Annotated in this window: 20 protein-coding genes and 2 pseudogenes; 14 read left to right on the forward strand and 8 right to left on the reverse strand. The window is 50.4% G+C overall.

Going from position 1 to position 16,746, the window contains the following annotated elements; translation table 11 throughout:
• Positions 1-2: 2 nt before the first annotated feature.
• Positions 3-1,055 carry an efflux RND transporter periplasmic adaptor subunit gene (locus tag MKQ70_RS30315; protein WP_248078164.1) on the reverse strand — a complete coding sequence of 351 codons (1,053 nt, stop codon included), beginning with the start codon at positions 1,053-1,055 and terminating at the stop codon, positions 3-5.
• Between the two features lie 477 nt (positions 1,056-1,532).
• Between MKQ70_RS30315 and MKQ70_RS30320 the strand changes: the two genes are divergently transcribed.
• From MKQ70_RS30320 to MKQ70_RS30330, 4 genes and pseudogenes are all read left to right on the forward strand, one after another.
• The gene (locus tag MKQ70_RS30320; protein ID WP_012788038.1) at positions 1,533-1,769 is read left to right on the forward strand and encodes an acyl carrier protein; all 237 of its coding nucleotides are present in this window, start codon (positions 1,533-1,535) and stop codon (positions 1,767-1,769) included.
• A gap of 24 nt (positions 1,770-1,793) precedes the next feature.
• Positions 1,794-2,629 (forward strand): annotated as a pseudogene (locus tag MKQ70_RS30325) (beta-ketoacyl-[acyl-carrier-protein] synthase family protein).
• Complete coding sequence (locus tag MKQ70_RS41645) at positions 2,569-3,045, forward strand: beta-ketoacyl-[acyl-carrier-protein] synthase family protein (RefSeq protein ID WP_308199263.1); 477 nt, start codon at positions 2,569-2,571, stop codon at positions 3,043-3,045. Before MKQ70_RS30325 ends, MKQ70_RS41645 begins: the two are co-directional and overlap by 61 nt.
• Positions 3,046-3,306: 261 nt before the next feature.
• The gene (locus MKQ70_RS30330; protein WP_248078166.1) at positions 3,307-3,777 is read left to right on the forward strand and encodes a putative dsRNA-binding protein; all 471 of its coding nucleotides are present in this window, start codon (positions 3,307-3,309) and stop codon (positions 3,775-3,777) included.
• Between the two features lie 56 nt (positions 3,778-3,833).
• Here the strand turns inward: MKQ70_RS30330 and MKQ70_RS30335 are convergent, their stop codons facing one another.
• From MKQ70_RS30335 to MKQ70_RS30360, 7 genes and pseudogenes are all read right to left on the reverse strand, one after another.
• Positions 3,834-4,433, reverse strand: a complete 600-nt coding sequence (locus MKQ70_RS30335) for a GyrI-like domain-containing protein (protein ID WP_248078168.1) — start codon at positions 4,431-4,433, stop codon at positions 3,834-3,836.
• 62 nt (positions 4,434-4,495) lie between these two features.
• Complete coding sequence (locus MKQ70_RS41650; RefSeq protein WP_308199571.1) at positions 4,496-5,467, reverse strand: helix-turn-helix transcriptional regulator; 972 nt, start codon at positions 5,465-5,467, stop codon at positions 4,496-4,498.
• 623 nt (positions 5,468-6,090) lie between these two features.
• Positions 6,091-6,393 (reverse strand): EamA family transporter, encoded by a 303-nt coding sequence (locus tag MKQ70_RS30345; RefSeq protein WP_248078172.1) that lies wholly within the window; start codon positions 6,391-6,393, stop codon positions 6,091-6,093.
• Positions 6,326-6,964, reverse strand: coding sequence for a DMT family transporter (locus MKQ70_RS30350; RefSeq protein WP_248078174.1), 639 nt, complete (start codon positions 6,962-6,964; stop codon positions 6,326-6,328). Before MKQ70_RS30350 ends, MKQ70_RS30345 begins: the two co-directional genes overlap by 68 nt.
• A gap of 16 nt (positions 6,965-6,980) precedes the next feature.
• Entirely contained in the window at positions 6,981-8,210 is a 1,230-nt protein-coding gene (locus tag MKQ70_RS30355) for an ABC transporter permease (protein ID WP_248078175.1), read from the reverse strand.
• A gap of 26 nt (positions 8,211-8,236) precedes the next feature.
• Positions 8,237-8,479 (reverse strand): annotated as a pseudogene (locus MKQ70_RS42915) (ABC transporter permease); the annotation flags it as partial.
• A complete protein-coding gene (locus MKQ70_RS30360) occupies positions 8,446-9,309 on the reverse strand; it encodes an ABC transporter permease (protein WP_248078177.1) in 864 nt (287 codons plus the stop codon). The pseudogene MKQ70_RS42915 and the gene MKQ70_RS30360, both read right to left, overlap by 34 nt.
• Before the next feature lie 213 nt (positions 9,310-9,522).
• Between MKQ70_RS30360 and MKQ70_RS30365 the strand changes: the two genes are divergently transcribed.
• The 10 genes from MKQ70_RS30365 (at position 9,523) to MKQ70_RS40070 (ending at position 16,722) form a co-directional block, all read left to right on the forward strand.
• On the forward strand, positions 9,523-10,116 hold the full coding sequence (locus tag MKQ70_RS30365) for a response regulator transcription factor (RefSeq protein WP_248078179.1): 594 nt from the start codon (positions 9,523-9,525) through the stop codon (positions 10,114-10,116).
• Positions 10,117-10,120: 4 nt separating this feature from the next.
• Positions 10,121-10,465 (forward strand): hypothetical protein, encoded by a 345-nt coding sequence (locus MKQ70_RS30370; RefSeq protein ID WP_248078181.1) that lies wholly within the window; start codon positions 10,121-10,123, stop codon positions 10,463-10,465.
• Entirely contained in the window at positions 10,426-11,424 is a 999-nt protein-coding gene (locus tag MKQ70_RS30375; protein WP_248078183.1) for a sensor histidine kinase, read from the forward strand. Before MKQ70_RS30370 ends, MKQ70_RS30375 begins: the two co-directional genes overlap by 40 nt.
• A gap of 244 nt (positions 11,425-11,668) precedes the next feature.
• Positions 11,669-13,546, forward strand: a complete 1,878-nt coding sequence (locus MKQ70_RS30380; protein ID WP_248078185.1) for a CHASE3 domain-containing protein — start codon at positions 11,669-11,671, stop codon at positions 13,544-13,546.
• Positions 13,456-14,268, forward strand: coding sequence for an ATP-binding protein (locus MKQ70_RS30385; protein WP_248078187.1), 813 nt, complete (start codon positions 13,456-13,458; stop codon positions 14,266-14,268). Before MKQ70_RS30380 ends, MKQ70_RS30385 begins: the two co-directional genes overlap by 91 nt.
• Positions 14,238-14,966 carry a response regulator gene (locus MKQ70_RS30390; RefSeq protein WP_248078189.1) on the forward strand — a complete coding sequence of 243 codons (729 nt, stop codon included), beginning with the start codon at positions 14,238-14,240 and terminating at the stop codon, positions 14,964-14,966. Before MKQ70_RS30385 ends, MKQ70_RS30390 begins: the two co-directional genes overlap by 31 nt.
• Complete coding sequence (locus MKQ70_RS30395; protein WP_248078191.1) at positions 14,960-15,259, forward strand: response regulator; 300 nt, start codon at positions 14,960-14,962, stop codon at positions 15,257-15,259. The genes MKQ70_RS30390 and MKQ70_RS30395 overlap by 7 nt, the downstream gene beginning before the upstream one ends.
• Positions 15,260-15,270: 11 nt before the next feature.
• On the forward strand, positions 15,271-15,642 hold the full coding sequence (locus tag MKQ70_RS30400; RefSeq protein ID WP_248078193.1) for a response regulator: 372 nt from the start codon (positions 15,271-15,273) through the stop codon (positions 15,640-15,642).
• Positions 15,642-16,379 carry a CheR family methyltransferase gene (locus MKQ70_RS30405; protein WP_248078195.1) on the forward strand — a complete coding sequence of 246 codons (738 nt, stop codon included), beginning with the start codon at positions 15,642-15,644 and terminating at the stop codon, positions 16,377-16,379. The genes MKQ70_RS30400 and MKQ70_RS30405 overlap by 1 nt, the downstream gene beginning before the upstream one ends.
• Before the next feature lie 70 nt (positions 16,380-16,449).
• A complete protein-coding gene (locus MKQ70_RS40070; RefSeq protein ID WP_282456876.1) occupies positions 16,450-16,722 on the forward strand; it encodes a chemotaxis protein CheB in 273 nt (90 codons plus the stop codon).
• Positions 16,723-16,746: the final 24 nt, after the last annotated feature.

A 16,746-nucleotide genomic window follows, 5' to 3' on the forward strand; every position in this document is an offset into this window, starting at 1 on the left:
CTTTACTGCACTTTGTTATACTGGATAACGCTTCCCGGCTTCAATTGCTGAATGCCGCTGATGATCACGGTGTCGCCGGGTTCCAGGCCGCTGGTGATCTGCACATTGTCTTTGTCACGGATCCCGGTTTCCACGATAACGAACTTAGCCCTGCCACTGTCGGCCACGATCACCTGTTTGTCGCGGGTGCCGGGAATCACTGCCTGCGTGGGTACCATAATGGCGTTGGGGATGTCTTTTAATAAGATGGTCATTTTTACGAATGAACCCGGGAACAGCTTGCCACCTTTGTTGGGCAAAATAGCGCGGATCTTTACGGTGCGGGTGGCCAGGTCTATCTTGGGATCGATGGCATAGATGCTGCCCTTGTAGGAATCCGGATCGCCTGCTACCTTAAAAGAAACGATGTCGCCCTTTTTAACGGCGAGGCGGTATTTCTCCGGTACGGCAAAATCGATCTTGAGGGGATCGATCTGTTGCAGGGTGGTCATGATCGTGGTGGTAGATACAATCGCGCCTTCGCTCACGTTACGGAGACCGATGGTGCCGCTGAAAGGGGCACGGATCTCTGTTTTCTGCAATTGTATCTTATTATATTCAATATCGGCCTGGTAGGCACTCACCTGGTTGGCGGTCACGTCTACGTCCTGCTGGCTGATACCGTTGATCTTCAGCAGGTTTTCCTGGCGTTTGAGCGTGGTTTTGGACAGGTCCTGCTGCAGTTGCAGCTTCTGGATCTGGGCTTTGATGTCGCCGTCGAACAACTTTACCAGCACGGTGCCTTTGGCTACATTGGTACCTTCCTTAAAGTAGATGTTGGTAATACGGCCACTGATTTCCGGCTGCAGTTGTACCTCTTCATTGCTTTGCAGGGTACCGGAGGCATCAATCGTCTGGTCGAGCTTCACAGCTTTGGCAATAACAGCGTCGGACTTTACGGCGCGGGCTGCCTGGCGTGGGGCGGTAGCGGATGCGGCAGGGTCCTTTTTCTTGCCGCACGCAGCTAAAGCCACCGCAGCCATCAATAATACAGTTCTTAAAGTCTTATTACGCATGTGTGGTTCAATATGAATTAATCTGTCAGGTATTGGTATCAATAAATGAGTCTTAGGTTAAGTGGCGTGGAAGTGTCCTCTGGTGTTGTTTCATGAACGGGCGCTGACACTGCAAGATACTGCTTTTCCCATCTGGACAAATTTAGTAAATGAGGTTGACGGCGTCCATTATAAACGGGTTATTATGGTTAAGTGGTTGTAAAGCCGGGTGAATGGACGAAAGGGGTAGGGTGGGAGCTGGTTCGGTATTTGATGCCCTTAAAACACGTTGTTAAGCGGTTGCATTATTAATATACGTGGAAAGAAATCTTGTGGAGAATTGGGGCGGTGTGGCTATAACCCTTACTGGGATTGCGTTTTGGGTCGTGAAAAAATGGAAGTACGGCAAAATCTCCGTTAAAATTTCGGCCGAGCCTTGGCAATTCAATAAAAAGTATATTTTTGCAGTCAAGTTTTAAACCAAAAACACTTAAAATTATGTCAGACATTGCATCAAGAGTTAAAAAGATCATCATTGACAAATTAGGCGTTGACGAGGCCGAGGTAACTCCTGAAGCCAGCTTCACCAATGACTTAGGCGCAGACTCTTTGGATACGGTAGAACTGATCATGGAATTCGAGAAAGAATTCAACATTTCCATTCCTGACGAACAAGCTGAAACTATCACTACTGTTGGCCAGGCCGTAGCTTACCTGGAAGAACACGTAAAATAATCCAACTAACTCAGAACTGTTTTAATGCAACCAAGACGAGTAGTCGTTACAGGTTTAGGTGCGCTGACACCGCTCGGCAATTCCGTTGAATCTTATTGGCAGGGATTGTCGAGCGGTGTTTCGGGCGCCGACTTTATCAGGCAGTTTGATCCTTCAAAGTTCAAGACCCGCTTCGCTTGCGAGCTGAAAGACTTCGATCCGACCAACTTTATGGATAAGAAGGACGCGCGCAAGATGGACCCGTTTACACAAACCGCTGTTATTGCTGCCGATCAGGCAGTGGCAGATGCTAAGATCGACCGTGCTACGGTGGATCTTGACCGTGTTGGTGTGATCTGGGGAACCGGTGTCGGCGGGATGATCAACTTCACGCAGGAACTGAAGGAGTTTCACCAGGGAGATGGAACGCCACGTTTCAGCCCGTTCCTTATTCCCAGGCTTATCCTGGACATTGCGGCAGGGTATATCTCTATCCGTAATGGTTTCCGGGGCCTAACTTCTCCTGTGTTTCCGCTTGCGCTTCCGCTACCAATGCCATTATTGAGGCCATGAACCACATCCGTTACAACAAGGCGGACGTGATCGTGACCGGAGGATCCGAAAACATCATCAACGAGCCCTGCGTTGGCGGCTTTAATGCCATGAAGGCCTTGTCTGAACGAAATGACGATCCTAAAACCGCTTCCGTGCCTTTTGACCTGGACCGTGACGGTTTTGTAATGGGAGAGGGAGCAGGTGCGCTGGTACTGGAATCATATGAGCATGCCATGGCACGGGGGCTAACATCCTTGCGGAGATCATGGGCGGCGGTGCTACAGCCGACGCATACCATCTTACAGCGCCACATCCGGAAGGATTAGGCGCCAGGAATGTGATGAAAGCCGCGCTTGCAGACGCTGGTATGCAGCCGGACGACATTGATTACATCAATGTACACGGCACTTCCACACCACTGGGCGACGTAGCTGAAGTAAAGGCTATTCAGGCAGTGTTCGGTGAAGCAGCGTACAAGATGAATATCAGCAGTACCAAATCCATGACAGGCCATCTTTTGGGAGCAGCGGGCGCTGTAGAGTCCATTGCTGCCATCAAGTCCATCATTCACGGACTTGTTCCGCCTACCATCAACCACTTTACAGACGATCCCCAACTGGACCCGAAACTTAATTTTACCTTCAACGTTGCGCAACACCGTGAGGTTAGAGCAGCATTAAGTAATACCTTTGGGTTCGGAGGGCATAACGCCTCGGTTATTTTCAAAAAATTTGTTCCTTGATTGTGTGAAAATACTTCCAGGTTTTCTATATCGTATTGTTTACAGGAAAAGGCAACTTCATAATGACCTCTATAATTTATTAGGCTTTGTTCCTGGTAATTATGCACTGTATGAAGTAGCCCTTAGCCACCGCTCCAGCAAAGAGAAGTTTCTCGAAAGCAACGAACGGCTGGAGTACCTCGGCGATGCCATATTGGGAGCTATCATAGGCGACTATCTTTTTAAAAATATCCTTACAAAACCGAAGGCTACCTCACAGAGATGCGCTCCAAAATCGTGAACCGTCAGCAATTGAACGATATCGCGATTAAAATGGGCCTGCGCAAACTTACTATCTACGACAAATACAACAGCTTCCTCAAAATCAGCCAGATCTTCGGCAACACGCTCGAAGCACTGGTAGGGGCAGTTTACCTGGACAAAGGATATAACCGTACCAAACTCGTTCACAAACGGATACTGGTACCTTATATTGACCTGGAAGCCCTCGAAACCGTGGAAATGAACCACAAGAACAAGCTGTACGGCTGGGCCAATAAAAACGGTAAAACGCTGGAGTTTGAACTGCTGGAAGAACAGATGGACAACGGCCGCAGGATTTTTACGGTGGGCGCTATGATCGACGGGGAAATGATTTGCAGCGGAAAGGCGTTTAATAAAAAAGACGCCAGCCAGATAGCGGCACAGCAGGCCATTGAGTTGCTGGGCATTGCAGATGGCAATAAAGATTGAATATGCTTAACTGAAGATACCAGAAAGCCGGTCTTACGCAGACCGGCTTTTTTATTTCATTTCACCGGGAACCGGAGAATAGTGCGCATCTTTTCCGGCGCGGCTTTACCCGGCTGCGTCAGGTAGATTTCATGATGCAGGCCGTTTTGCACGAGGTTATGTGTGTCCATGTACTCGCGGATTTTACCCACGGTCGCGGGCTCGTCCGCATAAGGCCCGGCGTGCAGCATCTGTACACACAATCCTTCTTCTATATTTTCAAATTTTACGGCTTCGATCTGCGGTTCCGCTTTCTTTTTAAACGCGAGTGCAGCTGCCTGCCGGAAGTCGGCGGCCGATACGAATGCAGGCATCTGGATCAGTAACTTCCAGAACCATTCATCGCGGCTCACGGTTTCAAACGGTTTGTTTACGTTGATCCACCAGAGTCCCTCCAGTTTGGGAACGGTAAAGAGGTTACCCTGTTGTTTATGCAACGCACGAATGCTGTAGGCAACGGCGTACAGCGCGCCAACCGTCACGGCAAAAGGCGGCTTGTCCGGGTCGCCCTGCCCTTCGATCGTAAGGAAGTGGCCTGCAGGGATGGTAACCAGTTCGGGGCGGGGCGCGGCTTTATAATAGCGGGGATACGTTCTTGTAAGGTCCAGGTTCGTCATGTCATAAGCATTTACGACAAAGTAAATGCAGGGGAATGACAACAGTATGTCAGCAGTTGAAATTATTTGTGGTAATGGTCGTGCACCGAACGACAGAGGTCCCGCATAATGTCCTGCAGGCTGGCCGGCGCCATGATCTCTACCTCGTTGGTAAACATCAGCAGCCACTGGCCAAAGTAGTTGTAGGAGCCGGTCATGAAGGTCATTTCCACCGTACTGCCGCAGTCTTTTTCCTCCACGAAGCCCATGTAATACTTGCGCTCCTGAATATACCGCGCTACCTCTTTCTTAAAACGCACCTTTACTTCCAGTGGCATTTCCGCATTGTGGTTTTTATCGAGGTATTCTCGCAGCGTAAGGTGGGCGGATTTCTTGTAATTGATGTCCAGCAGCGACAGAGACTTGATGCGGTCGATGCGGAAGTCGCGGTAATCTTTGCGGAGGCGGCAATAGGCAATCAGGTGCCAGCTGTTACCCACGTGAAAGATGCCGATAGGCTCCGCTTCGCGGCGATTCACGGTACTGTTGTGGTAGGTGTAATAATCCATGGCAATCACCTTTTGCATGGCCACTGCCTGCTGAATTTCGCTGAGGAACCGGTTGGGAAAGCCCTGTTGCGGCTCCTGAACATGGCTGTGGGTAAACATCTCCATGCTCGATTCGAGCGATTCAAGATAATCCTTATCGCTATTGCGCAGCACCGCACGGATCTTTTGCATGGCGGAAGTAAAGAGGCGGTCGGTGGAGCGGTCGCCGAACTTTGCCATCAGTTTTTCGCCAGTGAGCAGGGCAGCGGCTTCTTCCTTGTTAAACATCACGGGTGGCAGATGGTACCCGTCCACGATGTAATACCCGGTTCCTGCCTCCGCGCCGATGGGAACGCCGGACTCCTGCAACGCTTTCACGTCCCGGTACACGGTGCGCAGGCTGATATCGAACCTTTCGGCGATTTCGGCGGCTTTTACAACCCTTTTACCCGGAGTTGAATAAGAATGGCAGTGAGGCGATCTATGCGGTTCATGCTGCCAAATTATCGAAAAATAATTTCCGGGTGATTAAACCCCGGCAGAAAAAGATCGTCCAAGTGGTTGGCAACTTCTGTTTTGAAGTGCCCGTATTGGTTTAAAACACTTGCCTTTAGGGCATCAAAGATACTAGTTGCTGTTACAGCATATAGTTAGGTTAAATGGTAAAGCCCTGGTAAATCCTTACCGGGGTTTCTTTTTGTCTACACATGCCCGGGGCGTCACATCTTAGTGTGATAACAATAGATTAACACAGTCGCGCAGGCAATCTGCCTATTTTGCTGATAATTAACTGATTCATTAATATTATTCTCTGCAAGTTGAATGTTCAAGTTATTTGATTACAAGCGGCCGGTACTCTACCGGCCGTTTTTAATAACATGTTAGTGTGATAACAAACGCTTAACAGCGATATGACCCGCAGGCTTATAACTTAGTAACTCAGCAATATCATAATAGGTTTTTTCAAGCATGATCACCTAACAAAAAGTAAAACGCGATTGGAGGCGCCTGATATTTATCGGGGCTCAATTTTGGAAGATGCCTTCTTCAACGTGCTAAAGGCCGGTCTTGTCTATCCGCGATCAGGCAACCTTTCCGGCATGGCGGGCGCTAAACCGGCGGCTGAAGCATCATTGCTGTTCTCCTGTTTTCATTTTTTGGGCAAGATATAAGCCACCGATCACCAGGGCGGTGCCGGCAAATGTGAAGGCTGTAATCGGCTCGTGCAGCAATATGTTGGAATATGCGAAACCGAAGATGGGACAGAGAAAGAGCCATACCGAAGCTTTCACCGCGTCGATGCGGATGAGATAAAACCAGAGTTGCATGGCGATCATCGATACCGGTACGATGAGCCAGAACACGCTACTCCAGAAGGTTAAGTTCCATTTTGTTTGATGAATGCCGGTAGTGAGTAGGGTGAGCGGAAGCAAACAAATCCCCCATCAGCACCTGCCAGCCGTTGATGACCACGTTGCTCAGCTCCCATTTAACACGGGCATAAAATACGGTGGCGATCGATACCGATACCATACCTCCAAGAAGAATCAACAAACCTTTGAGCGTAGCATGACTGTCCTGCAGCAACGGATAGGTAGCTATAGCTACGCCGCAGAACCCCATCGCGATGCCGGTAATTTCCTGCCAGCGCAGTTTACGCCGCATCCAGATGGCAGACATCAGCACGATGAAAAGCGGGCTGGTGGCGGTAGACAGGCTGCCTATTCCCGCAGATACTTCTTTCATCGCGGTTACATAAGCGCCAAGATAGATCGTGGTATTAAGCAGTGAAAAGATCAGCAGGTTGCGCCACTCGCGGCCTTTGGGCAACCGGTTTTTCGAGCCCCGGATACCGTAGGCAAATCCAAGCATCAATCCGCCGGCAATGAAGAAGCGCACGGTTGCCAGCACCAGCGGCTGTGTAGCCTGGATGCCGATTTTGGTAGCCACCGCAGCGGAAGCCCATAACATGGCGAAGATGATTCCCGAGAAGATTTGTCGCATTACGCGGCAAAGCTAATCATTTCGGAGATTGTCTGCCGGATTCGCTGATGCCGCCCGCCATGTTTGCGACAGCACGGCGCTGAGTGCAATGAGCAGCATGATGCCCCAGGCAAAGCAACAGGCTGCCGATGCCGATAGATGCCCTGTCCGCAAAGTTCTGCAGGAACAAGGCACTCAGCACATAACCCAGCGGCAACGCAATACCACCGGCAATGATGAGCAGCTTCACAAAGCCTTTGGATAACAGCCACAGTAAGTGCCGGACGTTGGCGCCCATCACTTTACGGATGCTGATTTCCCGGCGGCGTGTTTCGGTGGTGTAAATCACCATGGCAAGCAGTCCGAGGGCGGCAATCACGATGGTCATGAAAGCGAGGTAACTGATTTGCGATACCGTATCGGCCTGGCTGTTGCGTTGACGAATATCTTCATCGAGCCAGCTGAACTCGAACGCCTGTGCAGGATACAACCCGCTCCATACCTCGTTTGCCAGCCGGGCCGACTGCGCCCGGTTGCCCTGTGTTTGCACCAGCAGGTAGCGTTGTGGCGTGCCTTCGTTCGCGATGATCAGCGGTGCAAGATTGCGGCCGACGTTTTCGTACATAAAATCGCGCAGCACCCCGGCGATGGTCATTTGCGTGGAATCGTTTACCCGTACCGACTGACCAAGTGCATCGTCGGGCCGCTTATAACCAAGTGCCGCAACGGCTTTTTCGTTGATCAAAGCCTCGTTGGGTTGAACGTTATTGCGGCCGGCCACCAGTTGCAATTTTAACAGGGATACGATGCCGGTATCGGCAGCCCAGTAGTTAAGCCGCGTATCGTTCACGTTGATGCTATTGTCGTTGCGGCGGCCAATGTTCGCAGAAGCACTGGCGGTGCGGCGTACGGCGCCAAGGTTGGCGAGCTCACGTTGCAATAACGGCGCTTCGGCCCCATTTAGCGGAATGCTCATCACGTTAGCGGTACGATGATCGTAATCTGCCTTACGGCCCATGTGTTCGAACTGGCGGTAAAACGATAACAGGAAAATGCAGGTAACGAGCGACAATACTAACTGAAATACAATAAGCGACCGGCGCAGGTTCAGGTTGCCGAACAGGCGGTTGAGGCCAATGTTTTTAAGTATTTCAGCAGGTTTGAACGAGGAGAGTACCCAGGCAGGCAGCGCGCCGGCCAGTAAACCGGTGAACACAGCAAAGCCAAAGAACAGCAACAATACCGGAAGTCGAAATGCTGCGGCCACTCGCTGAAGATACCGGCAGATACCAGCCAGCTACCCAGTATGCCCGCCAGCAGCAAGGCGAAACAGGCAAGTATAATGGCTTCTAAAATGTATTGCAGGAAAATTTGTCCGCGGTGTGCGCCGCTTACCTTACGGATACCTACTTCTTTGGCGCGGCTCAGCGAGCGGACAATCGACAGGTTGGTATAGTTGAAACAGGCGGCGATAAGGATGATAAGTGCGATGGCAATAGGCCCTAATATTTTGCCCCAGGTGGCGCCACGGCTGATGTCGTGTACAGGTCATCGCTGCCGGGTGTAATCTTGCTGAACGGTTGTACGATGAAACGCAGGCTGCCCTGTCCCTGGTTTTGTTGGGCGGTAAGGCGGTCCAGCGTGGCCTGCAGTTCATCGGCGGATTTGCCGGGTTGCAGGGTGACGTAGGTATACGCGTTTTCAAAACTGTTCCGGGAAGTGCTGCGTTCGGGCAGTAACTTGTTTTTTTCGAGAGCGGGCAGGCTGGAGAGCGATACGTAGGCATCGAACGCCAAGTGCGAGCGGGACGGTGTTGGAGCCAGTACGCCTGTCACCATAAAGCTGCCGTAGTTGCCATAGATGATGGTTTTGCCAAGGGCGGGCTGCTCACCAAAATATTTGTTGGCCACGGCTTCGCTGAGGACGATGCTGTTCGGAAGCGTCAGCGCGCTGGCGGCATTCCCTGATTGCAGTGTAAATCCGAATATGTTGAACAACGACGGAGAGGTAAGGGCCGCCTGCAGCTCTATTTCCTTTTGAGCTGCCCGGGCAGGGCTGTGCAGGGCCGGATAGAGCATTACCTGCTGGTCAACCAGCGTACTGTCACGTTGCAGTTCCGCAGCCAGTGGCAGGGGAGAACTGGCGAGCAGCCAGCTTTGTCCCGCTGGGTTGGTCAACTTGCTGGTGATGCGGAAGGTGTTATCCGGCGCTGGATTGAAACTGTCGGTCCGTAACTCTTCGCGGGTGCTGACGAGCACGATAAGACATACGCTCATGCTGAGTGCGAGTCCGCCGATGTTGATCAGTGCGAATAATTTATGCTTGGTGAGATTCCTGAACGCGATTTTTAAGTAGTTACGGAACATAGCGACGATATTTATCTGGAAAGCTTGGGGACAAACAAGATACCATGTTTTGCGGCTATTTCATATCAATAAACTATGATTTAAAATTAATTTCATATGTTCGTTTCCGGTCAAACACCGTACAGTCGGGAATCCTTATAAATAAAGGGCTTCACATTTGGAATTAGCTAGAAAATATAACTATATTGACCTAGTGCTAACCAATCTTTTAGTATGCAGAATCCTTATATCCCGGTAGTAGAAGATGAGCGGCTGGTGGCAGAAAATGTCGCTTCCATTCTGGCGCAGGCTGGATATCCCAAAGTATGGCTGGCTGACACGTCTCAGGCAGCAATTGACTACGCGCAGAAGTACCCCGTGAACCTGTTGATATGTGATATACAGCTGCACGGGCAACTTGTGGGTACATCTATCGTAGAGCAGATCAAAAACTTTCGCCAGGTGGCGGTTATTTACCTGACGGCGCACTCTGACCAGCAAACGTTGGACATGGCATTGGCTACCGAGCCGGTGGCGTATCTGTTGAAGCCTTTTACGGACAGGCAGTTGCTTGTGGCGGTGAAAATGGGGCTTCGCACGCAGGTGGCAGTGCCGGGGGCAGATAGCTTGCCCGGGGCATCGGCGAGGGAAATTGAGATCATTCAATGCCTGGCAGAGGGGATGAGCAGCAGTGCCATCGCTCAGAAACTCAATATCAGCGAAAACACAGTGAACACGCACCGTCGCAACCTTTTAAAGAAGTACGACCTGGAGCGCACCTCGGAAATGGTGGCGATTGCCATCAAACAAAAATGGATCAAACTGTAGCGTTATGAAACAGCGGGTCAGGAACTTTACGGCGCTGATCGCCGGCGACGATGAAGATTTCTCATTCAGTCACCGCATCTTCAACCTTATCAGCTTTTTCATTTTTCTCTTTACTATTATCGGCGGCACCTGCAATTATCTGATAGGGCTGCATCCGATGACTATTTATCTCTCGATCCTGGGATCGGGTATTTCCGGTTTTTTGTATTATCGCTCGCGCATCCGGCGGATATTTAACCTGTATTCTATCTTCGCTTATACGCTGGGCACCATGGTGTGCCTGGGCGGCATGTACTTTTTAATGCGGGCATGTCCGGCACCACCGTGTACCTGGTCATTATGTTACTGAACGTGCTGTTGATCATTGTACCGCCGGTGCGCCGCAATTACTACTGGCTTTGCGGCGTGTTGTACCTTACCATACTGGCCGATCTGCTGCTGGAGTATTTTTACCCGGCATGGATCGTGGAATACCGCACGCCGAGGGAAAAGGTGCTGGACCATGTCATGACACTGGCCTATTCCATAATCACTACCATGATCGTAATCATCGCTTTTCGCCGCAGTTATGACAAGGAGCGCGAGATGGCGATCCGCCATAACAGGGAGTTGCAATTGCTGAATGATCGCATTGCACAGCAGCGGGAGGAGCTGGTGGCGCAATCGGCAGCACTGGAGTTATCTTACCAGTCGGCCATGGAGCGTAATGAAACGATCCAGACGCTGTTAAAGGAATTGAATCATCGGGTGAAAAATAACCTGCAGGTGGTATCGAGCCTGCTTAGTTTGCAGGGCGGACGCACGGAAGACGAGGCGGCCAAACAGATCGTGCTCGAAAGTAAAAACCGGCTGGTATCGCTGTTGCTGGTGCACCAGCGGCTATACGGAGACGATCACGCCACAGAAGTGCCCATGCAGGAATACCTGCCGGAACTCGTGGAAACCATCATGTACTCGTACTTCGGCAACTTCGAGGAAGATATGATGGAATATAATGTAGCCCCTATATCGCTGCATGTGGAAAAGGCCATTCCGCTGGCGCTCATCGCCAATGAATTGATCACCAACAGTTTTAAACATGCATTTGCTGAAACACCCGAGCCCCGGCTGCGCGTGCGATTCGAGAAATCTGGCGGCGACTGCCTGCTGGAAATCAGCGACAATGGCTGCGGATTGCCGGCGGATGTACACGCGGCAGGACATACATTCGGGCTAAGCCTGGTGGAGTCGCTGGTAAAGCAGCTGAATGGTTCGTTGCACATGAAAACGGCGTTTGGTACGCACGTAACTGTGACGTTTTCATGTTAGTTGCTGTGTTTTGTAGAAAAATATCCCCACCTCTGTTATCTCAATATTCATGCTACCATAGCGGGTTTCAGGCATTTTTAGAACTATATTTTTTTATTGATGCACAACATATGCAACGCTATTATATTTGCGGGCGTCCAGATCTAATTACAGATCCGGTTGCTCGTGCCAAATATCGTCAGGGAATAGTTTCCCGCGTTGTATTTGCAGCCTGTACCAGATAAAATTAAAAGCACTACGTTCCATGAATTCTTCTTTTAAACGCAACCTGCTGATTGGTTTCGGGCTATCGCTCCTGTTGCTGATCATTAGTTCTGTAGCGTCTTACAACAGTATTCAGAACCTACTGACAACTGCCGGCCTGGTGGACCATACCAATACGGTGATCCAGAAGCTGGAAGGGGTCTTGTCAATGATGAAAGATGCGGAAACCGGCCAGCGCGGTTACCTGCTTACCGAGGATGAAACATTCCTGGACCCGTATTATGGTGCGGCCGATAGCGCCCTTACGCAATTGGCCGAGGTGGAAGCGTTAACAGCCGATAATGAGTTGCAGTCCGCCAGTATAAAATCTTTGCGGACGGTGATCAACAGGCGGCTGAGTATGTTGAAAAACCTCACCGAATTTAAACGTAACCGGCTAAACATCAATGCCGATTCGCTGCGTATTGGGAAATATCATATGGACGAGATCCGCGGCATCGTAAAACAGATGTCTGACCGCGAACGGCTGCTGTTGGATACGCGCACCGAACGACTGAACCGTGTATCCGGCTTTACGCCCATCCTGATCATCATAACCGCCATATTATCGCTACTGATCACCTCCGTATTTTATATCCGTGTTAAGACCGACTTTGACGAACGGAGTCGCCTGCACGGTGCATTACAGGCGAAAGAGACGGACATTACGCGACGCATCGATATTATTCAAAGCCTGGCGGGACAAATTGCCGAAGGCGATTATTCGGTTCGCGCGAAAGACGATGGCAGCGATGGACTCGGCAGCCTCGCATTTGCGATAAACCGCATGGCGCATAACCTGGAAGCATCGTTCAGGCAGTTATCTGAAAATGAATGGCTGCAAACGGGGATCGCTGGTTTGAATGATAGAATGGTAGGAGAAAATGAAACGGACGTGCTTACCGCCAGCGTGCTTGATTTTCTCGCTAATTATACCAACAGCCAGGTGGGCGTGTTGTATGTAGCAGAAAGTGAGCAGCTCCTGCGCCTTTACAGTGGTTATGCGCTGGCCTCTAAAGATCGCCGGGAGTTCGTGGCGCCCGGCGAAGGAATTGCCGGACAGTGCATGCAGAGCGGTAAGATAGTATGGTTAAAGGATATCCCGGCCGATGCCGTAACGATCAGTTACGCAGCCGGTGAGATCAAGCCTGTTAATATTGTTGCGGTGCCGGTGATGTACGAACATCGTATCGTAGCGGTGGTGGAGCTCGCATCTATCCGCGAATACAGCCAACAGGAAGTAACGTTCCTGAACAACGTGGCGCATAACGTGGGCATCTCTATTGTGTCTGCAGAAAACCGCCGCCGGATGCAGGAGCTGCTTGAAGAAACACAAGCCCAGAGCGAAGAGCTGCAAACACAACACAGCGAACTCGAAAACCTGAACATGGAACTGGAAGCACAAACCCAGAAACTGCAGGTGTCCGAGGAAGAACTGAAAGTACAGCAGGAAGAGCTGATGCAATCCAATACCGAATTGGAAGAACGCAGCCGCCTGCTCGAAGAAAAGAACCAGATAATTATTAACCGAAACCTCGAAATCCAACAGAAGGCAGAAGAACTGGAGCTCAGCACGAAGTACAAATCAGAGTTCCTCGCGAACATGTCGCACGAACTCCGTACGCCGCTGAACTCCATTCTGCTCCTGAGCCGCCTGATGTCGGAGAACAACGACAAGAACCTCTCGGCCGACCAGATAGAGTATGCAAACGTAATCTTCAGTTCAGGTAAAGGTTTGCTGACCCTGGTAGATGAAATCTGGACCTGTCCAAGATTGAAGCCGGCAAAATGGAACTGGAATTCCAGCAGATACATTTGTCGTCTGTCATTTCCAACCTGCAATCTTTATTTGAGCCGATGGCGAAGGATAAGGGGTTAACGTTAAATATTAATACAGCGTCGGGTTTACCTGCCACCATCGAAACCGATCATTTAAGATTGGAGCAGGTGTTGAAGAACCTGTTATCGAACGCACTTAAGTTTACATCGCAGGGCGCAGTGAGCCTGCTGGTAGGAATGAACCCATCGAAAGATGCCGTAACCTTTACCGTGAAAGATACCGGCATCGGCATTCCAGAAGAAAAACAACAGGTAATTTTTGAAGCGTTCCAGCAGGCGGACGGATCTACCCGCCGCAAATATGGCGGCACCGGTTTAGGGTTATCTATCAGCCGTGAGCTGATGAAGTTGTTGGGAGGCACCCTGAGCCTGCGCAGTGTGCTGGGCGAGGGCAGTGAATTTACGGTGACGGTTCCGCTGGTACCGCCGACAGAAAAACCGGAAGAACCGGCCGTTGCGCCACAGCGCGTGCGCACGGCGGCCCAGCAACCGGCAGAAAATACAAGGCAGCAGTATATATCGGACGTTATCCCCGAAGCGATCAACGACGATCGCGAAACCATCCAGCCGGGTGACAAGGTAATCCTGATCGTGGAAGATGATACGCCGTTCGCCAAGGCCCTGCTTAGCTTCACCCGTGCCCGTGGATATAAAGGGGTGGTGTCCGTACGTGGTGACGAGGCATTGTCGATGGCGCTGAAATATCAGCCGATAGGCGTTCTCACGATATCATGCTGCCGGTCAAAGACGGCTGGCAGGTAATGGACGAACTGAAAAGCGAGCCGCGGACGAAATCTATTCCCGTTCATATCATGTCTTCCCTGGAAATGAAAAGGGAAAGTCTCATGAAAGGAGCGATCGACTTTATCAGTAAACCGCTTGCTGCAGAAGGTATGCAGGTGATTTTTGAAAAGATGGAATATGTGCTGAACCGCTCCACGAAAAAAGTACTGATCGTGGAAGAGAACAGCAAGCACGCTAAAGCACTGGCTTACTTCCTCGGTACCTATAATGTAACCTCCGAGATCGGCGACAGCGTGGATAAAGGTATTAACCTGCTGCAAAACCGCGATGTGGACTGTGTGATCCTGGATATGGGCATTCCCGACCAGCAGGCGTACGCCACGCTCGAAGCAGTGAAGGAAATTGAAGGACTGGAAAAACTGCCCATCATCATCTTCACGGGTAAAAGCCTGAGTAAAACCGAAGAACAGCGCATCCGCCAGTACGCAGATTCGATCGTGGTGAAAACGGCGCATTCGTACCAGCGCATCCTGGATGAGGTTTCACTGTTCCTGCACCTGGTAGAAGAAAATGATAAACAGCCGGAAGCTGGCGGACAGAAAATGTCGGTACTGAATGAAGTGCTGAAAGATAAAGTGGTGCTGGTCGCGGACGATGATGTGCGTAACATCTTCTCCCTGACCAAAGCCCGGAAAAACACAACATGCGGGTGGTGAGCGCGACCGATGGCAAGGAGGCGCTGGAACAACTGCATGCAGGCCCGGTACCCGACATTGTGCTGATGGATATGATGATGCCTGAAATGGATGGTTACGAGTCTATCGCCAAAATGCGCCAGGACCCTCGCTTCGCGAACCTGCCTATTATCGCGGTAACCGCCAAAGCTATGATGGGCGATCGCGAAAAATGTATACAGGCAGGCGCTTCTGATTATATTTCCAAACCGGTTGACGTAGACCAGCTGTTGTCGTTACTGCGTGTATGGCTGTACGACAGGGCTTTCAGATAACATTAAACAAGATGGACAAAGACCTCCTGATAGTTGATGACGACGCCCGCAACATTTTCGCTTTGAGAGCGGTGTTGAAAAGTCGCGGTATAACCTGTGTTACCGCAGGCAGTGCGGCGGAAGCCCTCACTTTGCTGAAAAACAGCAACAACATTGGTATGGTGCTCATGGATGTAATGATGCCCGATATGGATGGTTTTGAAGCACTACAGCTGGTGCGCGCAATGGAGGCAACAAAATTGCTTCCTGTTATCGCGGTAACCGCGAAAGCCATGAAAGGCGACCGGGAAAGATGCCTGGCCGCCGGGTTCGACGGCTACATTTCTAAACCAATAGAAGTAGACGACCTTTTGATCAAAATTAAAGAACACTTTGCCGGCTAATGTTGCGCGCCCATTACATAAGTGAAGAAGAAGTAAGCATCCTGCTGAATGATGTGCTGGAATTGTATGGGTACGACTTTACAGACTACGCGCATGCATCAATCAACCGGCGGGTAAACTACCTGTTCAAAAAAGACCGCTTTACCAGCTTCGCCGAATTCAGGCATCGCATCATCAATGATAAAACGTATGTGACCCGCTTCGTGGAAGAAATTACCGTGAACGTGACAGAGATGTTCCGGGATCCCTTTTTCTACAGCGCTTTGCTGAAACAGGTGTTACCCGTGCTGGCCACTTATCCTTTTATCAGGATATGGCATGCAGGTTGCTCCACCGGCGAGGAAGTTTATTCGCTCGCGATCCTGCTGGAAGAAAACAATATGCTGCACAAGGCCAAGATATACGCCACGGATATTAATAATACCGTGCTCGACAAAGCCCGCAAGGGTATTTTCCCCCTCGCGCACATGCAGCAATATTCCCGCAATTATATCCAGATGGGTGGTACACACGACTTTTCGAAGTACTATACCGCTAATTATGAATACGCCAAGTTTTCGGAACATTTCTCCAAACAGATCGTGTTTGCGGCGCATAACCTGGTAACTGATCATTCCTTTAACGAGTTTCAGCTGATCATTTGCCGCAATGTGCTTATCTACTTCAATAAACAGCTGCAGGACAAAATTCTGCAACTGTTTGATGACAGTCTTGAGACCTTCGGTTTCCGGCGTTAGGGTCAAAAGAAACCCTGAACTTTACCGGGATCGCTCCCAAGTTCAAACAGCTGGAAAACAGGCAGAAAATATGGAGGAAAATATCGTATTAAAACAGCCGCGCCTTATTGTGATTGGTGGTTCCGCAGGCAGCCTGCGCACCATCCTGGACCTGTTGCCCGGACTCGATACAAACCTGCAGGCAGCTATCATCGTGGTACTGCACCGGCATCATATTTATGATTCCGCGCTTACAGAGTTATTAGCTCTTAAGACAAGTTTGGCCGTAAAAGAAGCCGAAGAAAAAGAGGATATCATTGCCGGTAATATTTACATCGCCCCGCCGGATTATCATCTCTGGTAGAATCAGATTATACTTTATCGCTTG

Origin of the sequence: Chitinophaga sedimenti (assembly GCF_023156195.1) — a bacterium.
Lineage (GTDB): Bacteria > Bacteroidota > Bacteroidia > Chitinophagales > Chitinophagaceae > Chitinophaga > Chitinophaga sedimenti.